18 protein-coding genes are annotated in these 19,101 nt (G+C 58.4%); 5 read left to right on the top strand and 13 right to left on the bottom strand.

What is annotated here, in order from left to right; all coding sequences use genetic code 11:
• Positions 1 to 53: 53 nt before the first annotated feature.
• A complete protein-coding gene (locus tag QGH30_04390; protein MDP7021575.1) occupies positions 54 to 197 on the bottom strand; it encodes a hypothetical protein in 144 nt (47 codons plus the stop codon).
• On the opposite strand from QGH30_04390, the gene QGH30_04385 reads away from it, so the two are divergent.
• On the top strand, positions 189 to 668 hold the full coding sequence (locus tag QGH30_04385) for a hypothetical protein (GenBank protein MDP7021574.1): 480 nt from the start codon (positions 189 to 191) through the stop codon (positions 666 to 668). The two genes, QGH30_04390 and QGH30_04385, sit on opposite strands and share 9 nt — an antisense overlap.
• The gene (locus QGH30_04380) at positions 668 to 1,273 is read left to right on the top strand and encodes a tetratricopeptide repeat protein (GenBank protein ID MDP7021573.1); all 606 of its coding nucleotides are present in this window, start codon (positions 668 to 670) and stop codon (positions 1,271 to 1,273) included. The genes QGH30_04385 and QGH30_04380 overlap by 1 nt, the downstream gene beginning before the upstream one ends.
• Here QGH30_04380 and QGH30_04375 read toward each other — a convergent pair.
• From QGH30_04375 to QGH30_04350, 6 genes are read right to left on the bottom strand one after another with little or no spacing between them, the layout of a single operon-like run.
• A complete protein-coding gene (locus QGH30_04375; protein ID MDP7021572.1) occupies positions 1,270 to 1,572 on the bottom strand; it encodes a 2Fe-2S iron-sulfur cluster-binding protein in 303 nt (100 codons plus the stop codon). The two genes, QGH30_04380 and QGH30_04375, sit on opposite strands and share 4 nt — an antisense overlap.
• Positions 1,572 to 2,750 (bottom strand): IscS subfamily cysteine desulfurase, encoded by a 1,179-nt coding sequence (locus tag QGH30_04370; protein ID MDP7021571.1) that lies wholly within the window; start codon positions 2,748 to 2,750, stop codon positions 1,572 to 1,574. Before QGH30_04370 ends, QGH30_04375 begins: the two co-directional genes overlap by 1 nt.
• Positions 2,743 to 3,996, bottom strand: a complete 1,254-nt coding sequence (locus tag QGH30_04365) for an MFS transporter (protein ID MDP7021570.1) — start codon at positions 3,994 to 3,996, stop codon at positions 2,743 to 2,745. Before QGH30_04365 ends, QGH30_04370 begins: the two co-directional genes overlap by 8 nt.
• Positions 3,993 to 4,430 (bottom strand): LUD domain-containing protein, encoded by a 438-nt coding sequence (locus QGH30_04360; GenBank protein MDP7021569.1) that lies wholly within the window; start codon positions 4,428 to 4,430, stop codon positions 3,993 to 3,995. The genes QGH30_04365 and QGH30_04360 overlap by 4 nt, the downstream gene beginning before the upstream one ends.
• Complete coding sequence (locus QGH30_04355; protein ID MDP7021568.1) at positions 4,427 to 5,755, bottom strand: lactate utilization protein B; 1,329 nt, start codon at positions 5,753 to 5,755, stop codon at positions 4,427 to 4,429. The genes QGH30_04360 and QGH30_04355 overlap by 4 nt, the downstream gene beginning before the upstream one ends.
• Positions 5,752 to 6,471 carry a (Fe-S)-binding protein gene (locus QGH30_04350; GenBank protein ID MDP7021567.1) on the bottom strand — a complete coding sequence of 240 codons (720 nt, stop codon included), beginning with the start codon at positions 6,469 to 6,471 and terminating at the stop codon, positions 5,752 to 5,754. Before QGH30_04350 ends, QGH30_04355 begins: the two co-directional genes overlap by 4 nt.
• Before the next feature lie 138 nt (positions 6,472 to 6,609).
• Between QGH30_04350 and QGH30_04345 the strand changes: the two genes are divergently transcribed.
• Positions 6,610 to 7,683 (top strand): hypothetical protein, encoded by a 1,074-nt coding sequence (locus tag QGH30_04345; protein MDP7021566.1) that lies wholly within the window; start codon positions 6,610 to 6,612, stop codon positions 7,681 to 7,683.
• On the opposite strand, the gene proS is transcribed toward QGH30_04345, so the two are convergent.
• Together proS and QGH30_04335 are read right to left on the bottom strand one after the other, a co-directional pair.
• Positions 7,680 to 9,113 carry a proline--tRNA ligase gene (proS, locus tag QGH30_04340; GenBank protein MDP7021565.1) on the bottom strand — a complete coding sequence of 478 codons (1,434 nt, stop codon included), beginning with the start codon at positions 9,111 to 9,113 and terminating at the stop codon, positions 7,680 to 7,682. The genes QGH30_04345 and proS overlap by 4 nt on opposite strands.
• Before the next feature lie 62 nt (positions 9,114 to 9,175).
• Positions 9,176 to 9,661 carry a DinB family protein gene (locus QGH30_04335; protein MDP7021564.1) on the bottom strand — a complete coding sequence of 162 codons (486 nt, stop codon included), beginning with the start codon at positions 9,659 to 9,661 and terminating at the stop codon, positions 9,176 to 9,178.
• 245 nt (positions 9,662 to 9,906) lie between these two features.
• On the opposite strand from QGH30_04335, the gene QGH30_04330 reads away from it, so the two are divergent.
• Positions 9,907 to 10,461 carry a hypothetical protein gene (locus QGH30_04330; GenBank protein ID MDP7021563.1) on the top strand — a complete coding sequence of 185 codons (555 nt, stop codon included), beginning with the start codon at positions 9,907 to 9,909 and terminating at the stop codon, positions 10,459 to 10,461.
• Here the strand turns inward: QGH30_04330 and QGH30_04325 are convergent.
• From QGH30_04325 to QGH30_04310, 4 genes are all read right to left on the bottom strand, one after another.
• Positions 10,430 to 12,871: a DUF5916 domain-containing protein gene (locus QGH30_04325; GenBank protein ID MDP7021562.1), complete on the bottom strand. Its 2,442-nt coding sequence runs from the start codon at positions 12,869 to 12,871 to the stop codon at positions 10,430 to 10,432. The two genes, QGH30_04330 and QGH30_04325, sit on opposite strands and share 32 nt — an antisense overlap.
• Positions 12,872 to 12,959: 88 nt before the next feature.
• Positions 12,960 to 14,747: an acyl-CoA dehydrogenase family protein gene (locus tag QGH30_04320; GenBank protein ID MDP7021561.1), complete on the bottom strand. Its 1,788-nt coding sequence runs from the start codon at positions 14,745 to 14,747 to the stop codon at positions 12,960 to 12,962.
• A 13-nt stretch (positions 14,748 to 14,760) separates the two neighbouring features.
• Positions 14,761 to 15,942, bottom strand: a complete 1,182-nt coding sequence (locus QGH30_04315; GenBank protein ID MDP7021560.1) for a thiolase family protein — start codon at positions 15,940 to 15,942, stop codon at positions 14,761 to 14,763.
• 10 nt (positions 15,943 to 15,952) lie between these two features.
• Positions 15,953 to 18,331 carry a 3-hydroxyacyl-CoA dehydrogenase/enoyl-CoA hydratase family protein gene (locus tag QGH30_04310; protein ID MDP7021559.1) on the bottom strand — a complete coding sequence of 793 codons (2,379 nt, stop codon included), beginning with the start codon at positions 18,329 to 18,331 and terminating at the stop codon, positions 15,953 to 15,955.
• Between the two features lie 169 nt (positions 18,332 to 18,500).
• Between QGH30_04310 and QGH30_04305 the strand changes: the two genes are divergently transcribed.
• The gene (locus QGH30_04305) at positions 18,501 to 19,100 is read left to right on the top strand and encodes a TetR/AcrR family transcriptional regulator (GenBank protein ID MDP7021558.1); all 600 of its coding nucleotides are present in this window, start codon (positions 18,501 to 18,503) and stop codon (positions 19,098 to 19,100) included.
• Position 19,101 lies beyond the last annotated feature (1 nt).

Below are 19,101 nucleotides of genomic sequence, written 5' to 3'. Positions count from 1 at the left end.
TACGATTGAATTCGAAGGGAAACCCCCGCCGACGGGCGGGGGTATCTTGATGCCTAGCGAATCAGGGTCATCTTCTTCGACTGAACCCGGGAACCGACTTCCAGGCGGGAAAAATAAAGGCCCGAGGGCAATTCCCGACCCGCATCATCACGGAAGGAGACGAAAGCGGGCACATCGCCGTCTTCAGCATGGACCACCGGGATACGGGCTTTCGCCTGGATTGCGCCTATTCCCGCTACGGGGAGGATCGCTATCTTCAGGTGGATGTGGCGAGACTCTTGTCCCATGACTCTTTCCGGCTGCGACCTCTGGCCAGTATTTCTGACTGCACAGGAACCCCTTTCCTGAACCTGGAGTTGAGCGTCTCCTGGATCGGCAAGACCCGCTGGTTGTCTTTGGGAGCAAGAAAGGGTCGCGAGATTCGCCCCCTGCGTCCCCTGTCTTCGGCGGCCTGGAACATCTCCCAGGACATTCTGTCTTCGGCCTGGTTTGAGACAGGGTGGAAGAAGGGCGTATTTCGTTTCTACGCCTCCTACCAGTGGAGTCGCATGCAGGATACACAGTACTGGGTCTATGCCAGTGACTGGGTGAACGATTACCATGTGGAAGAATACAGCGAGGCCGGACTCTTCAGTCTTGGCCTGACCCTTGGACCCCGAGGTGAATGATGAAGGGCTTGCTTCTATTGCTGGTACTGGCGGTTTCCTTTTCCGCCCAGGCGGACACGGCCAGTGATCTCTATCGGCTCTCCTATACCCAGGAGAACGCTGGGGAGTATCTCAATGCCATGGAAACCATGGACACCCTGCGGGAACTGGGAGAGGGCGGCTACTTCGTGGAAATGCGATTGGGCTGGCTCTTGTATCTCTGCGGGCGCTATTCAGAATCGGCGGCCTACTATCGCAGGGCAGCAGAGAGGGAAAGTGCTTCGGTGGAAGCTCTGCTCGGGAGGACCCTTCCCCTGATGGCCCAGAGGCAATGGCTGGATGTTATCGAATCCTGCAAGGCGGTCCTGGAAAGGGATCCCGGAAACTACACAGCTTTATCGCGAATGGCCTCTGCCCAGTACCAGTTGGGTCGCTATCCGCAGAGCGAAACAAGCTACCGAAAGCTCTTGTCTCTCTATCCTTCCGACCAGGATCTTCACTCGGGTCTTGGCTGGGCACTGCTCATGATGGGCGACAAGGAAGAGGCCCGGAAGGAGTTTGAAGGGATATTGAGAGTCTCCCCGGATCACCTGTCTGCGGCACAAGGACTGAGGGCCCTGGACTAGTCTTCCCGGCTGCTTTCGGGAATGCTGACCACGATCGCACCCCGGGGCTTTGCCTGGCAGGCCAGGCGGCTCTGCAGGCTCAGGTCCGGCACTCCATCGAGCGTGTCTTCTTCTTCCGGACTCATTTCCGGAACTTCATCCAGGCCTTCCTCCAGAATCACATGACAGGTTCCGCAGCGCCCCTTCCCCTCGCACTTGTGCGAGAGGGGGAGGTCGAAGGATTCCGCAGCATCCAGAATGCTGTCTCCCTCCTCGATTTCGACCTCGATATTGTCAGGAAGAAATAGAACCCGAGCCATCATTCCTCGCTTTCTGTCTGTCCGCCCATCCTGCTACTGCGGAGTTTCTGGACGGTTTCAATCAGTCGCGCGCAAACCTCGTCTGCTTCCTCTTCGGTGGAGTAGCGTCCGAATCCGATGCGAAGGGAAGAGCGGGCCAGATCCGTTTCCCGTCCAATGGCCTGGAGAATATAGGAGGGCCCCACGTTCGTGCTGACACAGGCGCTTCCGCTGGAAACGGCAACTCCCCGAAGGCCCATGAGTAGTGCATCTCCCTGCACCTTGCCGAAGCTGAGATTCAGGTTGCCGGCCACCCTCTCCTCGGAATGCCCATTGAGGTGGACATCGTCCAGCTCGGAGAGAACCCGCTCGAGAAATCGGTTTCGAAGTGCCCTGAGTCTTTCCGTTTCGCTTTCCATTTCCTCAAGACAGAGGCGCGTGGCTTCGGCCAGCCCCACGATTCCCGGGACATCGAGAGTCCCCGAGCGAAAGCCGCCCTCCTGTTCACCGCCATGCATCTGCACGCTGAGGCGAACCCGGGGATTTCGCCCGCGGACATAGAGAACCCCGACTCCCTTCGGACCGTAGATTTTGTGCCCGGACAGGCTGAGCAGGTCGATATTCATGCGATCTACATCAAGCGGAATCTTTCCGAAGCCCTGGGCCGCATCGACATGAAAGAGGGTTCCCTTTTCGCGGGTGATGGCGCCGATGGCCTCCAGCGGATGAATCACCCCGATCTCATTGTTCACGGCCATCAGGGAAACCAGCACCGTGTCCTCCCGGATGGCCTTTCGGAGTTCCTCCAGGTCGATCATGCCGTCGATGTCGGTTTGAAGCAGGGTGAGTTCCCAGCCGCGTTTCTCCAGAGCAAGGCAGGTGTCGAGAACGGCCTTGTGTTCGGTGGGGGCCGAAATCAGGTGCCGACCCCGGCTCTCGTACATTTCCGCCACGCCCTTGATGGCCAGATTGTCGCTCTCGGTAGCTCCACTGGTGAAGAGAATCTCCCGCGGGCCGGCACCGAGGGCCTCAGCGATCTGGCCACGAGCCTGTTCAACGGCTTCCTTGGCCAGCCAGCCGAAGCTGTGACCGCTGGAGGCATTGCCGAACTGTTCGGTGAACCAGGGGAGCATGGCTTCCAGCACCGCGGGATCCACGGGGGTTGTTGCCTGGTAGTCCATGTAGATGGGTTTAGGCATGGTCCCTTTCTTCTCCGGAAGCAAGAAGCAGGAAAAATCCCAGAATAAAGAAGACGAGCAGTGCAAGAATGGACTGCCGGGAGCTTCCCGTCAACTGTCGGATCAGGGCAAAGAGGATGGGCCCGGCAACGGCGCTGAATTTCGCAAAAACGGAATAAAAGCCAAAGTACTCCGCTGACTTGCCTTCCGGGATGAAGCGGGAGAAGAGGCTTCTCGACAGGGCCTGTGTTCCACCCAGGCAGAGACCCACCATGGCTCCGAGAATCCAGAACTCCCGGGCACTTTCCATTCGCCAGGCCCAGAGAATCACCACAGTCCAGAGTACAAGACTGAAGAGGATCGCTTTTCTTGCCCCGATGACTCCTGCGAAGAGGGCAAAGAGCAGAGCTCCGGGAATGCCCAGAAGCTGTACCAGGAGGAGAGTTCCCATGAGGTCGCCGGTGGCAAGGCCCAGTTCTTCCTTCCCGTAGATCGAAGCCATTTTGACGACGGTCTGCACTCCATCATTGTAGAACAGAAAGGCCAGAAGAAAGAGACCGAGTGCGCGTCTGCTGCTGACGGTACGGAAGGTGGAGAAGGTTCGCCGGAGCGCCGATTTGGCGATGGAGCCGGCCGGTTTTTCGCCCGCGGGTTCTTCCATCCACTTCCAGGCCAGAAGACCGAAGCCGCCCCACCAGAAACCTGCCAGAGCGAGGGAAATGCGGACAGCCAGTCCTTTTTCCAGCCCGATACTTTCATGAAAGCTGACCAGAAGCAGGGCGATGAGAAAGGCAAGTCCGCCGCCCAGGTAGCCCCAGGCATAGCCGCGGGAGCTGACCCGGTCCCGGTTCCGCGGATCCGCGACCAGGGGAAGGAAGGAGTCGTAGAAGATGTTGGCAGCGACAAAACCCAGGGAGGCGATCATGTAGAGAGCGAGTGTCCAGGCCACGCGGCCGGGGAGGGCAGTGAAAAGACCCACCGTGGCAAGGCTTCCCGGAAGGAAGAAGGCGATCAACCAGCGCCGTCTCCGGTTTCCCAGATCTGCCATGGCTCCAAGAAAGGGTGCCGTGCAAAAGACGAGCAGTGCCGAGAGTCCGGAAGTGTAGCCCCAGAGGCTGGTCGCGCTCCATTGCAGACCGAAGGCGTGAATGCCACCCTCGGGAACTACCGATTCGGCAAACCAGACCGGCAGGAGAGCCGCCAGAATGATGGTGGCAAAGGCCGAGTTGGCCCAGTCATAGAGATACCATCCGCGCAGGCTCTTCATGGTTTCACTCCAAAGACCTCTTCAATCAGTTCGCCGGCTGCGCTGGCGAGAAGCAGTCGTCGAGGGCCATGGGCTCCAAGAACCAGCACTTTCTCGATGTCGGCGGTCCTGCTGGGCCCGGTGATCAGGGTCAGGTCCCCCGGCGGCACTCCCCTTTTCTTCAGATAATCGGCGAGGTTTTCAAAGCAGTTCTCCCGGGGGAAAAGGGCGCGGTGCTCTTCGGCAAGGAAGGCCGCCCGGCGCGCCCCGGGAAAACGGGACCCGAGAACCAGGCTTCCTGTTTCCATTATTACAGCTTCGGCAAGGGTAAAGGAAATCTCCCCTTCCCGCACGGCTTCTCTTCCCCCCGCAAAGTCGAGAATCTCCTCCCGGCTTTCCAGTTCCCGGAACTGGATGGCATTTTCCTCAAAGCGCTGGAGCAATTCCCGGTTCATGAGAACCTCTTCTTTCCGAGTTCTTTCCTCATGTTCCTGGAAGGAATCGAGAGTTTTCGACCTCTTGCGGTCTTGATCAGGGGAAGCAGCAGCCGAAGCCAGAAACGAAAGAGACGGGGATGGGGGATCAGGGTCGAAAGCAGGCGAGCCAGGAATGCACCGTCTGCCTTTTCTCCCCGGGCCTGCCGAATCAGTTCCGGCAGGGGGATTTCCACCGGGCAGACTTCCGCACAGGCTCCGCAGAGACTGCAGGCATCCGAGAGGCTGTTTCCGGTCTCGTGTCGCTCTCTGCCCTTGTCGAGGAAGGGAGCCAGCAGTATGCCCACGGGCCCCGGGTAGACGGAACCGTAGCTGTGGCCGCCCACCTGGCGGTAAACCGGGCAGATGTTCAAACAGGAGGCACAGCGAATGCAGGCCAGCACCTCCGAGTCGCTACGGCCAAGAAGGGTGCTTCGCCCATTGTCCACGAAAATGACATGTCTCTCCCGGGGGCCTAAGTCGTCCAGAGCAGGCCCGCCCAGCAGGGAGACATAGGCCGTGGCCCTCTGTCCGGTGGCGCTGGCTGGCAGAAGGCGCAGGAGCGGGTCCAGATCCTCAATCCCGGGCAGGATTTTCTCGATTCCCGTCAGCGCGATGTGAAGCGGAGGCAAGGTACTCGACAAGCCGATGTTTCCCTCGTTCTCTAGAAGAACAAGATGGCCGGAGTCGGCACAGACAAAGTTCGCACCCGTGATGCCCACTCTTGCTCCCAGAAAGTGGGGGCGAAGCCTCCGGCGAGCGACTGCCGTGAGTTCTTCGGGATCATTGCCCTCCGGCTCGCGGAAGGTTCTGCGAAAGAGGTCGCCGATTTGCTTGCGGTCCAGATGCAGGGCCGGGGCTGTCAGGTGGCTGGGCTTTTGTCCGAGCAACTGGAGAATCCACTCTCCGAGATCGGTCTCGTGGCAGGTCTTTCCCTTCGACTGGAGATAATCGAGAAGCCCGATCTCTTCACTGAGCATACTCTTGCCCTTTACAATCCGGTCTTCGGGTCCGAGGATCCCGAGAACCAGTTTGCGGGCCTCTTCGGCATCGCTGACCCGGTAGACAAAGCAGCTCCGGGCCTCCAGACTTTCCTTTGCTTGCCGGTACAGGGAATCGTGCCGCCGAAGGGATTCCCTTCGGATTCGGGCCGCCGCCTTCCGGCTGTCCTCCCAGTCGGGAATCTCGCGTACGAGCCTTGCCCGTTTCTCCAGGGTTCTTGTCGTTGCTTCTCTCAGGCGGTTCTGGAGTCCTGTGTCGGAGAGAGCCTGCTTCGCCCGCTTTCGAAAGGAACGTCCGGCACTCATTCCAGACCTCCAGCAAGGACTTCCGCAAGGTGAAGCCCCCGGAAGGGAATCTTGCGATACAGAGCGCGGCTTTCCAGATGAAGGAGGCAGGACAGGTCTCCGAGAACAAGCGTGTCGCAGTCCACTTCTCTCATGGCATCCAGTCGCCTGTCGGCAAGAGCCAGAGAGACCTCGGGCATCCTGGCGGAAAAGAGGCCTCCGAAACCGCAGCAGTCCTGCCCTTCCTGTACGAGAAGTTCCAGGCCCTGAACAGAGCGGAGGAGTTGAAGAGCCTCATCCTTCAGACCCAGTTCCCGAAGAGCCTGACAGCCTTCCTGATAGCAGACCCTTGCCTCATAGCGTGCGCCAAGGTCGGAGAGACCAAGTTGCTGAACCAGATATTCGGAAAGTTCGAAGCTGCGCTTTCCAAGGCTCTCCAACAAGGGAATCTCTTTTGCCCGAAGCCCGGGAACGGCGGGGTAGCGACGGATCATGGAGATGCAACTTGCCGAGGGGGCGATGACCGCTTCTGCTTCCCCGAAACAGCGAAGGAAGTGCCTCGCTGCAGAGAGTGTCAGGTCCTCGAAGCCTGCATTGTGAATGGGCTGCCCGCAGCAGCTTTGTTTCTTCGGATAGACCCAGTCCAGATTCAGGTGATCCAGAAGGCGCGCTGTTGCGAGTCCGGCTTCGGGGCGCAGGGCTTCCATGTAGCAGGGGATAAAGAGGGCCGTTTGCATGCAGAAAGCCTATCGCAGGCGAGGGCTGCGCGGAAGCAAAGATGTCTCGCGTCTTGACGAAATCTCCCCGAGAGGTTTCAATGCAAGTGGTGGCTTCCGGAACCGGGAGCCACTTTTGCCAATCGTCGCGGAGTTCTGATGAAAGCATTTCTGGTCCTGATCCTGATGGCCGCCCCGCTCTTTGCAAGCGAGGAGGAGCCCTACTATCTCTACCATGCTCAGGACTACGGGAGCGAGTCCCTGATTCATCCCACACAGATGCTGCTCAACGGCTGTTTTGACATCATGCTCAGCAGTAATCGCAGCAACCGATTTGCCGACATCGACTTCCAGTTGAGCTACGACATGCTCATCATGAGCCTGAAGCACCCGATTGCTGCGATCGAGGAAACCGAGGGCTGGGGGAATTTCATTCGCAAGGAGATTCTACCCTTCAGCACCGGCCTGGAGGATGCGCGATTCTGGCCGAACTACATGCTTCATGTGGTCGGCGGAGGCTACAGTTCCCGCTTGATGTACGAGTGGTATCGCTATCACGAATTCAAACATCCCCGTGCCTGGTCCCTGGGAACCTACTTCCTCTATGTCTTCGTGAACGAAGTGGTCGAAGCCCAGGTTTACGATGGCTACACGAGTGACCCGATCTCGGACCTCTATTTCTTTGATCCTCTGGGAGCTTTTATTTTCAGCTCCGACCGGGTGGCCAGCTTCTTTGGCGAGACTCTCAACATGCGCGACTGGTCCTATCAGCCCTCCCTGAACTTCCGTCAAGGCAGCCTGCAGAACAATGGCCAGAACTTCTCGATGAAATGGAAGCCTTCCTTCTGGGAAAAGACCAGTTTCTTCTACTACTTCGGACACCACGGAGAAGGCGGGTTGAGCTGGGAACTTCCCAATGGCGATTATTTTTCCTGTGGTGCCGGATTCCGGGCCGACGAGATTCTGGAACTTCTCAATGGAACCTATGGCCTGACAATGGCCTTTAGCGCCGGTGTATTCTACGACAGAAACGGCTCGCTCCTGGCCTCGCTGATGGCTTCCAATACAAAGAACTACACCGTGCAGTTCAATCTGTATCCGGGGGTTCTCAAGCTGGGGCCGATCTCTCCCGGGCTGTTTTTTGCAGTGGATCGCCTGGACGGGCATATCGAAACCGGCATCCATCTGCACTGGCCGAAGTGGCAGCCCGCGGGGATCTCTTTCGGATTCTAGTAAGCCTTGGCGAAGAGTACGCGACGCTTGCTGGGCTTGCCGCTGTAGACGCAGAGACCGTCTTCGTAATCCTCGTCGAGAGGAATGCAGCGGATCGTGGCCTTCGTCTCGTCCTGGATGGCCTCTTCCGTTTCCGTGCTGCCGTCCCAGTGGGCGTAAAGGTAGCCGCCCTTCTCTTCCAGAACCTGCTTGAACTCCTCCCAGTTGTCGACCCGCCGGGTGTTGTCCTTTCGGAACTGGTCGGCGCGCTCGAACATTTCGCGCTGGATGGTTTCAAGAAGCGTGGAAACGGATTCGAGAATCGTGTCCACAGGAAGGGCTTCCTTCTTTCGGATATCCCGTCTGGCACTGAAGACGCTCTTCTTCTCCAGATCTTTTGGCCCGATCTCGAGACGAAGGGGCACGCCCTTGAGTTCCCATTCGGCGTACTTCCAGCCGGGCTTGAAGTTGTCGCGATCATCGATATGCACGCGGAGTCCTCCCTGCCGGAGGATTTCTGCCACTCGTTCTGCCTCCGTGACCGTTGCTTCCCTCTCTTCATCGCTCTTGTATATTGGAATGATCACCGTCTGGATGGGAGCCAGCCGGGGCGGGAGAATCAGGCCCTGATCGTCTCCGTGGCACATGACCAGTCCCCCGACCAGTCGCGTGGAAACTCCCCAACTGGTGGCCCAGACATGCTGGCGCTCGCCATGTTCATCCTGGTAGGTAACGTCGAAGGCCTTGGCGAAGTTCTGGCCCAGATTGTGGCTGGTTCCTGACTGCAGTCCGCGAAGGTCGCCCATCAGGGCTTCGATGCTGTAGGTGCGAACGGCTCCGGCGAACTTCTCGCGCTCGGTCTTGCGTCCCTTGACCACCGGCATGGCCATCTCGTTTTCGGCAAAATCGGCATAGACATCCAGCATGCGAAGGGTTTCCTCTTCGGCTTCTTCCGCCGTGGCGTGGGCCGTGTGGCCCTCCTGCCAGAGGAACTCCGTGGTGCGCAGGAAAAGGCGGGTGCGCATTTCCCAGCGAACGACATTGGCCCACTGGTTGATCAGGAGAGGAAGGTCGCGGTGACTCTGGATCCACTTGCGATACATGTCCCAGATGATGGTTTCGCTGGTGGGACGAATGACCAGGGGCTCTTCCAGTTTCTTCCCGCCGCCGTGGGTGACCACCGCCAGTTCCGGTGCAAATCCTTCCACGTGCTCGGCTTCTTTCTTCAGGAAGCTCTCGGGAATGAGCATGGGGAAGTAGGCGTTGACATGACCGGTTTCCTTGAAGCGTCGATCCAGGTCCTTTTGCATGTTCTCCCAAAGGCCGTAGCCGTAAGGGCGAATGACCATGGAGCCCTTTACCGGCGAGTAGTCCGCCAGTTCTGCCTTCTGGACAACATCGGTATACCAGCGCGAGTAATCTTCCGCCTGTTTCGCGAGACCTTCGGACATGAATCCTCCCAGAGTGTGAACTTCGGCTGAAGGTAGTCCGCAGGGGCGATGATTTCAAGGACTCAGGGAGCCAGCACCCCTTCGAGACTCCCATCGTAGAGGGTTTCCGTGTGGACGGAATAGCCCAGTAGCTTCAGGTAGCTGAAGAGTTGCATCTTGTGATTTTTCAGATGATCTGCGCTGAGCTGGCAATAGCTCCAGAACTCCATTGGTTCGCTCATCCAGGGCGGATTCGTTTCCCGGTTTGGCCAGATGCCATCGGGAAGGTCCTGAAAGAGATCTTCTACCTCGTCAAAGCCTTTCCTGAGCGTGGCGACCGTTTCGGAGGGGTTGGCCACAGAGTCCCTGTCGTAGATGGTGTAGTCGTTCAGGATTCCGGCCCGCAGATCTTTTTCCACCGTAGAGCCGAGATGCCAGAGCAGGTGGTTCATCTTCATGAAGGAGTCTCCGGGGCTCCATTCAAGACGGTCCTCGGGGACAAGTTCGACCAGAGAAATGAGGGGAGATCGTTGGGATAGGTAGTGCTCGAGAAACTGCAAGTGGGTCATGGAATCACCTCCGGGGGGAGAGTGAAGGCTGGAAAGAAAAATAGCAAGCACGCCAGTCAGTCGTGCTTGCTACCCTAATTACCCCTGCTTGCACTGGGCTTATTGCAGGGGAGATGCCAGTTGTTCCGGTTTTCCCTAGAAAATCGTAAGTCATTGTGTTTGCTGTACTTGGAAGCTTGAAACCCGGGTCTCGGCTTGCGCTTTGCTGCAGGGCCAGAGCGAGTCTGTCTCCGAAAAGGGACAGCTTGCGAGCCAAAGAAGGACAACTGGTAGCGACTCTTCAGGGTGCTGAAATCCAGGGAAAGGAGACCGGCTTCGGGGACCGCTGTGGGCCAGCCACCGCAGAGGCTCTGGTCTACCTCCACGCCTTCTCGCCCGGCGAAAAGTCCCTCGATCTGGATCGGGATTTCCGCCATCAGGACGAAGGTCGCCGGGCCCGTCTCTTTCCAGACTTCCAGAAGGTAGCTTCCGGGATCAGGGACTTCGAAGTCGAAGCGGAGATCAAAGTCGCAGTAGCAGTCAGCCGGATCTCCCGTGTCGTATTCATAAAGCTCGATCCGGGGGTTCCCGAAAACAATCGAAACCTCGATCTCGGCCGCGCATTGCCAACTGCTAGCGAGATGGAAGAGGTTTACGGTGTGACCCTGCACCTCTGCCCAGATCTCATCGGAAGCAGGGGAAGTGCCAGAAGCAACATGGTGAGCAATAGCCAGCGCATCAGACTCTCCTTGCTGGAAAAGTCTGGATTCAGTTGCCGGGAATGTCAAATCAGCCGATCCAGCTGTTCAGCTTCAGCATGAAACGGTTTTCCGGCTTCAGGAGAAGATCGTCGCGGAGGGCTTCCATAGGGTCGAAGTCCCCGTCCCATTCGTCCCAAAGGAAGTGGCTTCGACTCCAGACCAAATAGAGAGTCGAGCCGGGACGATACTGCCATCGCAGGACGGCGTTCAGGTTGAAGCTCTTCATCAGGAAGTCGCCGGCCAGATCGTCACCGGCCCAGTCCAGATAGTCCCCGCAGTACTCCTTCTCCAGTTCCCGGTGTTGCCCGTAGTCACCCCAGGCCAGGAAGGGCTGCAACCAGGTCTCCAGAGTCAGGTGTTCGTTGAAGCTGTAGTTGGCCCGAAGGTTGAAATCCAGAATCCGGCTTTCCAGTTCTGCAAAGAGGGCCCCGGTGGCTTGCACGGAATCCCCGAAGTCCGGATCATCGGTCTCGATATTTGCAATCCACTGTGACTTGTCCAGAGTTCGGGAATAGGATCCTGAAAGGTGCACCCGGACCCGGTCTCCGGCCTGCACCGTGGATCCGAGGCTCAGGGAAGTGCTTCCGCCTCCTTCATGGTTTCGCGAGCGGCTGTGTCCGATCAGGTAGGTCAGGTCCTTTCGCCGGTCGCTGTGAAGCGAAAAGCTCAGGCTTCTTCCTCCCGGCGACCAGGTCACCGGGCCATCCCGGGTTTCCATGTCGTCATAGCCGGCATCCGAATGGTGAAGGTTCAGGCTCAGGGTCCAGTAGTTGAGAAACTCCAGGTGGCTGTTCAGGTCAAGATCCTTGCCCAGCTTAAGTCCATCCCAGTTGCTGAAATACTTGAACTCCAGATTGCTTCGACCGGATCGGAAGAAGCTCCAGGGCTCATGGAAGAGACCGGTGAGCCAGATTCCCAGTCCTCTTACGGAAGTTCTTCGAAGGTAGCCCAGGTCGTTCAGTTCCAGGCCGGGGCCGGTGTGATGGGTCCAGAGGCCAAAGTTGAAATTCCGGTTGCCGCTTGTAGCCCAGGCATTGCCACCCATGCCGCGATCCAGTTTTCCCTCGTCCTCCACGGCGCTTCCCACGAGAGAAATGCCCAGGCTGCTGAAGCCGTCTTCACTGCGCCAGGAAGATCCAAAGCCGAAGCCCGCTGCGTCATCGGCATCCTGTCTTCCCGCATGGGTGAGGAGAAGCCGGGTGCGGGCGCGTCCCTCGCTGAACTCCTTGGCGATGTTGCCGACAAAGTAGTGACTCAGGGGTTCGATGAGACGACTTTGTTCCCTGCCCAAGGAGTCCTCCACCAGGGCAAACTCGCGGGCAGTGACTGCGCTCAGAACCCCGAACACCATTCCCTGCTCCGACTTTCCGGTGAGCTTGGCCGCACCCAGAATGGTGGTGTTCTGGGGACGGGACAGCTCCCGGTCTCCGTCCTCGAAGTGTTCCTCGCCGAGAAATCCCGGCTCCCGTCCGATTCGGCGGCTGTGAAATGCGTTCAGGTGTTCGTTGAAGGCGAAGATGTCCTTGCCCTCCACGAAGAAGGGCCGCTTCTCGGGGAAGAAGGTCTCGTAGGCGCTCAGGTTCAGAACCGCAGGATCTGCCTCTACCTGCCCGAAATCCGGATTCACGGTGGCATCGAGGGTCACTGCAGGACTCAGTCCCCACTTCAGGTTTACCCCGGCTCGCAGGTTCGTCTCTTTTTCTTCCCCCGGTTCTGTGGATAGGCCGGCCGCAAAATAGGGCAGGATTTCAAAGGCTCGCGGGGAGTGGATTCCATCGAGTCCGACGAGATGCCCGGCCCGGGAGACATTGCCCGGTTCCCCCCGATAGAGGTTCATCCAGAGGATTTCTTCGTGCAGGCGGGGAATATCCCGCTTGAGGTGAAGTCCCCAGACCATCTCCGGCTTTTCCGTAAAGCGAAACAGGGTGAAGGGCAGGCGCATTTCCGCCGTCCAGCCTTCTTCATCGATGAGTGCTGACGATTCCCAGACACCATCCCAGCTTGGGTCAAAGGCTTCATCGTGGCTTACCGTCAGATCCAGTTGAACGCCGGCGGCCGTGACTCCAAGGGCATAGGACGACTGATGGTCGTGACGGGAGTCCAGAGAGAGGAAGAAGGCATCGGACTTGTGGTCGTCATCTCGCCGACCTGTGTTGGCGATAATTTCATCCGGAGAGTCGTCGTAGCCACGAAAGAAGACATAGAGCGCTTCGTCGTCGTAGAGGAAGCGGACTTCCGTGCGGAATGAGGCCTCCGCATCTTCCACGGGTTTGAACTGCTGGAAGTCATCGAGAATGTCGGCCTGCAACCAGGCCTCATCAAGAAGCCCGTCAATCGCGGGAGCCGTAGCAGTGCGGTTGGCCCGGGCAAACTTCTTCGCCTTCCTCTCGGGATAGGGCTCGTTGTCGGGAAGTGTGTATGCCTGGGCAGAAAGAGAGAGTAGAGCGAAAAGGAGAAAGAGCCGTTTCATGAAAAACCTCCGGGGACCCGGAAGACTACGGCAATGCGAGGGGTGAGTTACAGGGAAAAGAAGGGCGCATTTCAGGCGACTCCCTGCATCAGTCTGTCGAAATCGGCCACTCTTCCTTGTCGATAATCACATCGGCGATTTCCCTGCGGAGGATCAGCGTGTTGACCGGATTTCGCTTCATTGTTCTGCGCAGTCCGCGCAGGGTGATCGTCAGCATGTCGCCTTCCACCGAAGAGGCCAGCACTTCCCGGCCACGAGTCTCGATGCGATCCATTGCATCGTTGCAGAAGAGACGAGTCATCTTTTCGGCCACCGTCGTTTCGACACCCATTTCTTTCATCTTCTGAACGCGCTTGATCGCCGAGTCCATTCCGTAGACGTCAATGATCATGTCTGAGAGGTAGCCCAGAACTTCCTGCAGTTCCTTGAGCTTTTCGCCCAGTTCCTGCGCTGCAGTTCCGAGAGAAAGAACGACGGCCTTTCTTGCGAGGGCCAGCCAGGCAGCCTCCTCTGACATGAAGCCGGAGTCGTCCTCTTCATCCAGACTCGGGATGCCGGTAAGTTCATCCAGAAGTGCCTTGGCCTGTGCGAAGAGAGGGAGATCGTTATTGATGGCCTTCTTGAGAACCTCTCCGCCAATGATCCATCGGTTGATCTCGTTCGTGCCCTCGAAGATGCGGTTGATTCTGCTGTCCCGGTAGTAGCGCTCGGCATTGTACTCGCTGACATAGCCATAGCCTCCATGAATCTGCAAGGTCTCGTCGACCACATAGTCGAGCACCTCCGAGCAGAAGACCTTCAGCATCGAGCACTCGGTCGTGTATTCCCGGATGCCGGTCTTGATCATCTTCGAGTAGAAGTTTTCATCGCTTGCGTCGAGCAGGGCGATGTTCTGGTCGATGTGTCCGGCCGTGCGGTAGACCATGCATCGAGCGGCAAAGATGCGCGCAGCGGATTCGCCGATCTTGTGCTTGATGAAACCGAAACTGCTGATCGGCTTGCCGAACTGCTCGCGCCCCTTTGCGTATTTGACGGCTTCGATCAGGGTGGCGATGGAAGCACCGACTGCACCGGCTCCCAGCTTGAAACGCCCGACATTGAGAATGTTGAAAGCAATCTCGTGCCCGCGCCCGATGTGCCCGAGCAGATTCTCCACGGGCACCTTCACATCTTCCATCACCAGGGCCCGGGTCGATGATCCCTTGATGCCGAGCTTCTTCTCTTCGGCACCGGTGCTCAGGCCTTCCATGTCCCTGTTCAGGATGAATGACGTGAACATATCTCCATCTACCTTTGCGAAGACGATGAAGATGTCGGCGAAGCCCGCGTTTGTGATGAACATCTTCTCGCCGTTGAGCAGATAGTGAGAACCGTCTTCGCTGAGGACGGCCTTGCTCTTTGCATTCATGGCATCGGAACCGCTTCCTGCCTCGGTCAGGGCATAGGCGGCGAGGAGTTCGCCCGTGGCAAGCGCTGGCAGGTACTTCTGCTTCTGCTCCGCTGTACCGAAATAGACGATCGGAAGGGTGCCGATGCCCGAATGCGCACCGTGACCAACCTGGAAGGAACCGCTGGGGCCGAGCTTCTCGGCCAGCAACATGCCGATGGCCTTGGTCTGCGCAAATCCGCCGTAGTCGGCGGGAATGTCCACGGCCAGAAGGCCCAGTTGGCCCGCTTCCTTCAGGAGTCCATCCATCACTCCCGCTTCGAGAGCTTCCAGGGCATCCATTTTCGGCTGAACGCTTCCCGCGACAAAGTCGCTGGTCAGTTTGCCGATCATCTTCGCTTCATCGTTGAACTCTTCCGGAATGAAAATCTGTTCCAGATTGTGGTCCTCGGTCAGAAACGAGCATCCGCGAATGATTTCCTCGCCCATCGTCATCCTTCCTTTACTGCAGGTTTTCGAAAATGCCTGCGGCGCCCATTCCGCCGCCCACACACATGGTGACCATAGCATGCCGACCGCCCCGCCTGCCAAGCTCATAGATGGCCTGCGTTGCGAGTTTTGCCCCCGTGCATCCGAGAGGATGACCAAGCGCGATAGCACCGCCGTTTACATTGGTCTTTTCATTGTCCATTCCCAGGCGGCGCATGACGGCAAGGCCCTGTGCCGCAAAGGCTTCGTTCAGTTCGATGATGTCCACGTTCTCCAGCTTCAGGCCGGCCTGCTCCAGGGCAATCGGGACTGCATAGACCGGTCCAAGGCCCATCACTTCGGGAGCCAGTCCCGCAGTGGCGTAGGAGACATAGCGGGCCAGGGGCTTGAGACCCTGTTCTTTCGCAAAGTCTGCCGAGCAGACGAGGAGCGCTGCGGCTCCGTCGCTCATCTGGCTGGAGTTGCCCGGTGTGACGGTTCCGTCCTGCTTGAAGGCCGGACGCAGTTTGGCCAGCGCTTCGAGCGAACTGCCAGCGCGGGGACCTTCATCCCGGTCGAAGCTCAGGGTCTTGCTCTCGGTCTTTGCGCCCTTGCCAGCAGGTCGGGTCACTTCCACTTGAAGGGGCGTGATCTCGTCCTGGAAGAGACCTTTTTCCTGAGCGGACAGCGCACGCTGATGGCTTTGCAGGGCGAAGGCATCCTGATCCTCTCGGCTGATGCAGTCTTCAGCGGCCACAAGTTCGGCCGTGATGCCCATGTTCGTGTAGCTCTCGATCCTTTCGAAGGCCAGCTTCGGGTTGGGACGATAGGAGAGTCCGCCCAGGGGAATGGCACTCATGGATTCTGCGCCACCGGCGACCGCACATTCGATCATGCCACTGCCTACCTTGAGCGCAGCCAGGTGAATGGCCTCCAGTCCGCTCGAGCAGAAGCGGTTGATGGTCATGGCTGTGGTCTCATCGGGCAGTCCCCCGAGAAAGGCCACCTGCCTTGCCATGTTCATTCCCTGCTCGCCTTCGGGAAAAGCACAGCCGAGAATAAGGTCTCCGACGAGATAGGGTTCCAGACCACTTCGATCCAGAAGTCCCTGCACACAGGCGGCGGCCAGGTCATCGGGTCTCGTGTCGCGGAGTGTGCCCCGTGGGGCTCGTCCCACTGCTGTTCGGGTAGCTGCGACAATGACAACTTCTCGCATCCCTGTCCTCCTAGTTCCTGAGGGGCTTGCCCGTCTTGAGAATGGCTTGCATGCGTTCAAGGCTCTTGCGCTCTCCCATGAGAGAGAGGAAGCCCTCGCGCTCGAGATCGAGCAGGTACTGTTCGCTGACTTTCTGCGTACCGGTCAAATCGCCACCGCAGAGAATGTGTCCCACCTTGGCTCCGACGAGACGATCATGCGCACTGATGAAATTGCCCTGCTCCATATTGAAGAGAACCGTTTCCACAAGAGCGCGGCCTGCACGACCCATGACCGGGATGTCCTCCCGCTCTTTGCCCGCACGCCAGCCTTCCCTGGCCATGGAAAGCGCGGCCTGCTTGGCATCGCTGATCAGGCGTTCGCGGTTCAGGGTGACGCCGTCCGTGGGGGTGATGAAGCCCATCTGCCGGGCCTCTTCACCACTCGTGGCGACCTTTGCCATGCCGATAGTCTCGAAGGTCTTCTGCAGAATCGGTTGCAGGTTGTTCGGTTCGGTTCCCGCCGCAAGATTGCGAAGGTAAAGTTCCTTGCATCCTCCGCCGGCCGGAAGAACTCCCGCGCCCACTTCGACCAGGCCGATATAGGTTTCCGCACTGGCCTGCACTCTCTGTCCGTGAAGCACAAACTCCGCTCCCCCGCCGAGGCAGAGATTGAAGGGCGCCACGACCGTGGGAACCGGCGCGTACTTGAGAGCCATGGTTGCCCTCTGGAAGCCGCGCACCATGAGGTCCACTTCTTCCCATTCGCCTTCCAGTGCTTCCTGGAGAACCAGCATCAGGTTGGCGCCTACGGAGAAGTTGGCACCCTGGTTGCCGACCACGAGAGCATCGAAGTTCTCCTCCACCTCTGCGACAGCCCGCGGCACCATGTTGATGATGTCCGCGCCCAGGGTGTTCATCTTGGAATGGAACTCCAGGCCGGCCACGCCGTCGCCAAGATCCACGAGACTGCATCCCGCGTTCTTCTTCACGACTCGCTCCGGCTCGCTCTTAAGATGAGTGAACTTCAGGCGGCCCGGGTCGCTTTCAATCTCCCGGTAATCTTCCAGCCGGTGATCCCAGACCGAGAAGCTGCCATTGTCCAGGCGGTAGAATCCCTTTGCGCCCTTCTCCTGCATCGTGTCGATCCAGGCGGGAAGCTGGAGGCCTTCTTCTTTTATGCGAGCACAGGTTTCTGCGAAGCCGAAGGCGTCCCAGATTTCAAAGGGACCGCGCTCCCAGCCGAAGCCCCACTTCATGGCATTGTCGATGGGGAGGGGATCGTCCGCGATTTCCCCGATACGGTTTGCGCAGTAGAGAAAGAGGTGGCTGTGGGTTCGCCAGATGAAGTCACTGGCGCGGCCCTTTGATTGCGAAATGGCGGTGAGTCGCTCGTCGATGTCATCAATGTTGCGGAGGGCTTCCCACTCGGGGAACTTCGCCCGCTGTTTTTCGCGGTATTCGAAAGTATCCAGATCGAGGGTCTCGATGACCCGCTTGCCTTTGGCATCGCGGCTCTTTCGATAGAAACCGCCTCCGCTCTTGTCGCCGAGAAGATTCTTCTCGAGCATCTTTTCAAGGATGGGGGGAGTGGCGAAGGTCTCCCGCGACTCGTCTTCCGGGCATCCATGGTAGACATTGCCCGCCACGGCCACGAAGGTGTCGAGCCCGACAAGATCGCCGGTGCGGAAACTGGCGCTCTTCGGATGACCGATGACAGGCCCGGTGAGGAAGTCCACTTCCTCGACTGTCAGTTCCTGTTCTCCCATGGCGGCCATGCCGTCGAGCATGCCGAAGACTCCGACGCGGTTGCCCACGAAGTTCGGGGTGTCACTGGCAATGACCACGCCCTTGCCCAGACGATGATCGGAGAAGTCCTCAAGGAAGCCCAGAACCTCCGGGTCCGTGTCTGCAGTAGGAATGAGTTCGAGAAGGTAGAGGTAGCGCGGGGGGTTGAAGAAGTGACTTCCCAGGAAGTGCTTCCGGAAGTCATCACTCAGCCCTTCGGCCATGGCGGCGATCGAGATGCCCGAGGTGTTCGAACTGACAAAGCTTCCCGCTCTCCGGTGCTTGTCCACCTGCGCAAGCACCTTCTTCTTGATCTCCAGATCTTCCTTGACCACCTCGATGATCCAGTCCGCTTCGGCAATGCGCTCGAAGTCGTCCTCGAAGTTGCCGATCTCGATCAGTCCGGCGAGATCCTTCCGGTAGAAAGGGGCGGGACGGCTTTTCAGGGCGGCCTTCAGTGCTTCGCTTCCGAAGCGATTCCGCTCTGCGGGGTCTTCGCCGGCCTCGGGGGGAACGATATCGAGCATCAATGAGGCGATGCCCGCATTGGCCAGGTGAGCGGCAATGGCGCTTCCCATTACACCGCTTCCCAGGACCGCAGCCTTCTCGATCTTGAATGCCATGAGCCTTCCTCCGAGTGAATAATATTCAGTGCGGAATTGTGACTCTTATCCCCAGATTCGTCAAGCTCTTTCCCATTCCCTGTGAAATCAGCAAGTTTCTTTGAGATTTCAGCCTTTACCGGAGACGCACTTTTTGCTTATACTGAATACTGTTCATTATTGGAGGCTCATGGAAAAGGCGAAGAAGAGTCCCGAGAAACGGGAGAGGATCATCCGGGCGGCCAAACAGGCTTTCAGCTCCCAGGGCTTCTACCGCACGCGGATCAGCGATATCGCCAAGGCCGCCAATGTGGCCGATGGAACGGTCTATGTCTACTTCGAGGGGAAGGAGCAACTGCTCTCGAGCATCTTTGAGGAAAGCATGAGCCGTTTCCTCGATGCGGGTCGCCGGGAACTCGATGGCATGGAGGGCGCCCTTCCCCGCCTTCGCCGTGTGCTGGAACTGCACCTTGAGTCTCTGGGCTCGGATCCGGAGTTGGCCACGATCTTCCAGATCGAGCTTCGCCACTCGGCACGCTTCATGGGTGCCTACAGTCGAAGCCGCCTTCGGGACTACTTTCGCATGATCGAGGAACTTCTCGAGGAGGGGCAGCGGGAAGGGATCTTTCGCCGGGACCTGGATCTCTGGTTCACGACCAAACTGGTCTTTGGCCTCCTGGACGAGACGGCCACGAACTGGGTTCTCAGTGAACGCAACTACCGGCTTTCCTCCCGTCTGGACGAAGTGATGGATTTCCTGATGCACGGGATCCAAAGCATCCCTTCTTGAC

Source organism: Candidatus Krumholzibacteriia bacterium (assembly GCA_030748535.1).
GTDB lineage: Bacteria > Krumholzibacteriota > Krumholzibacteriia > JACNKJ01 > JACNKJ01 > JASMLU01.
Note: the sequence above shows the minus strand (reverse complement) of the source record. Positions and strands in the feature narration are given on the sequence as shown.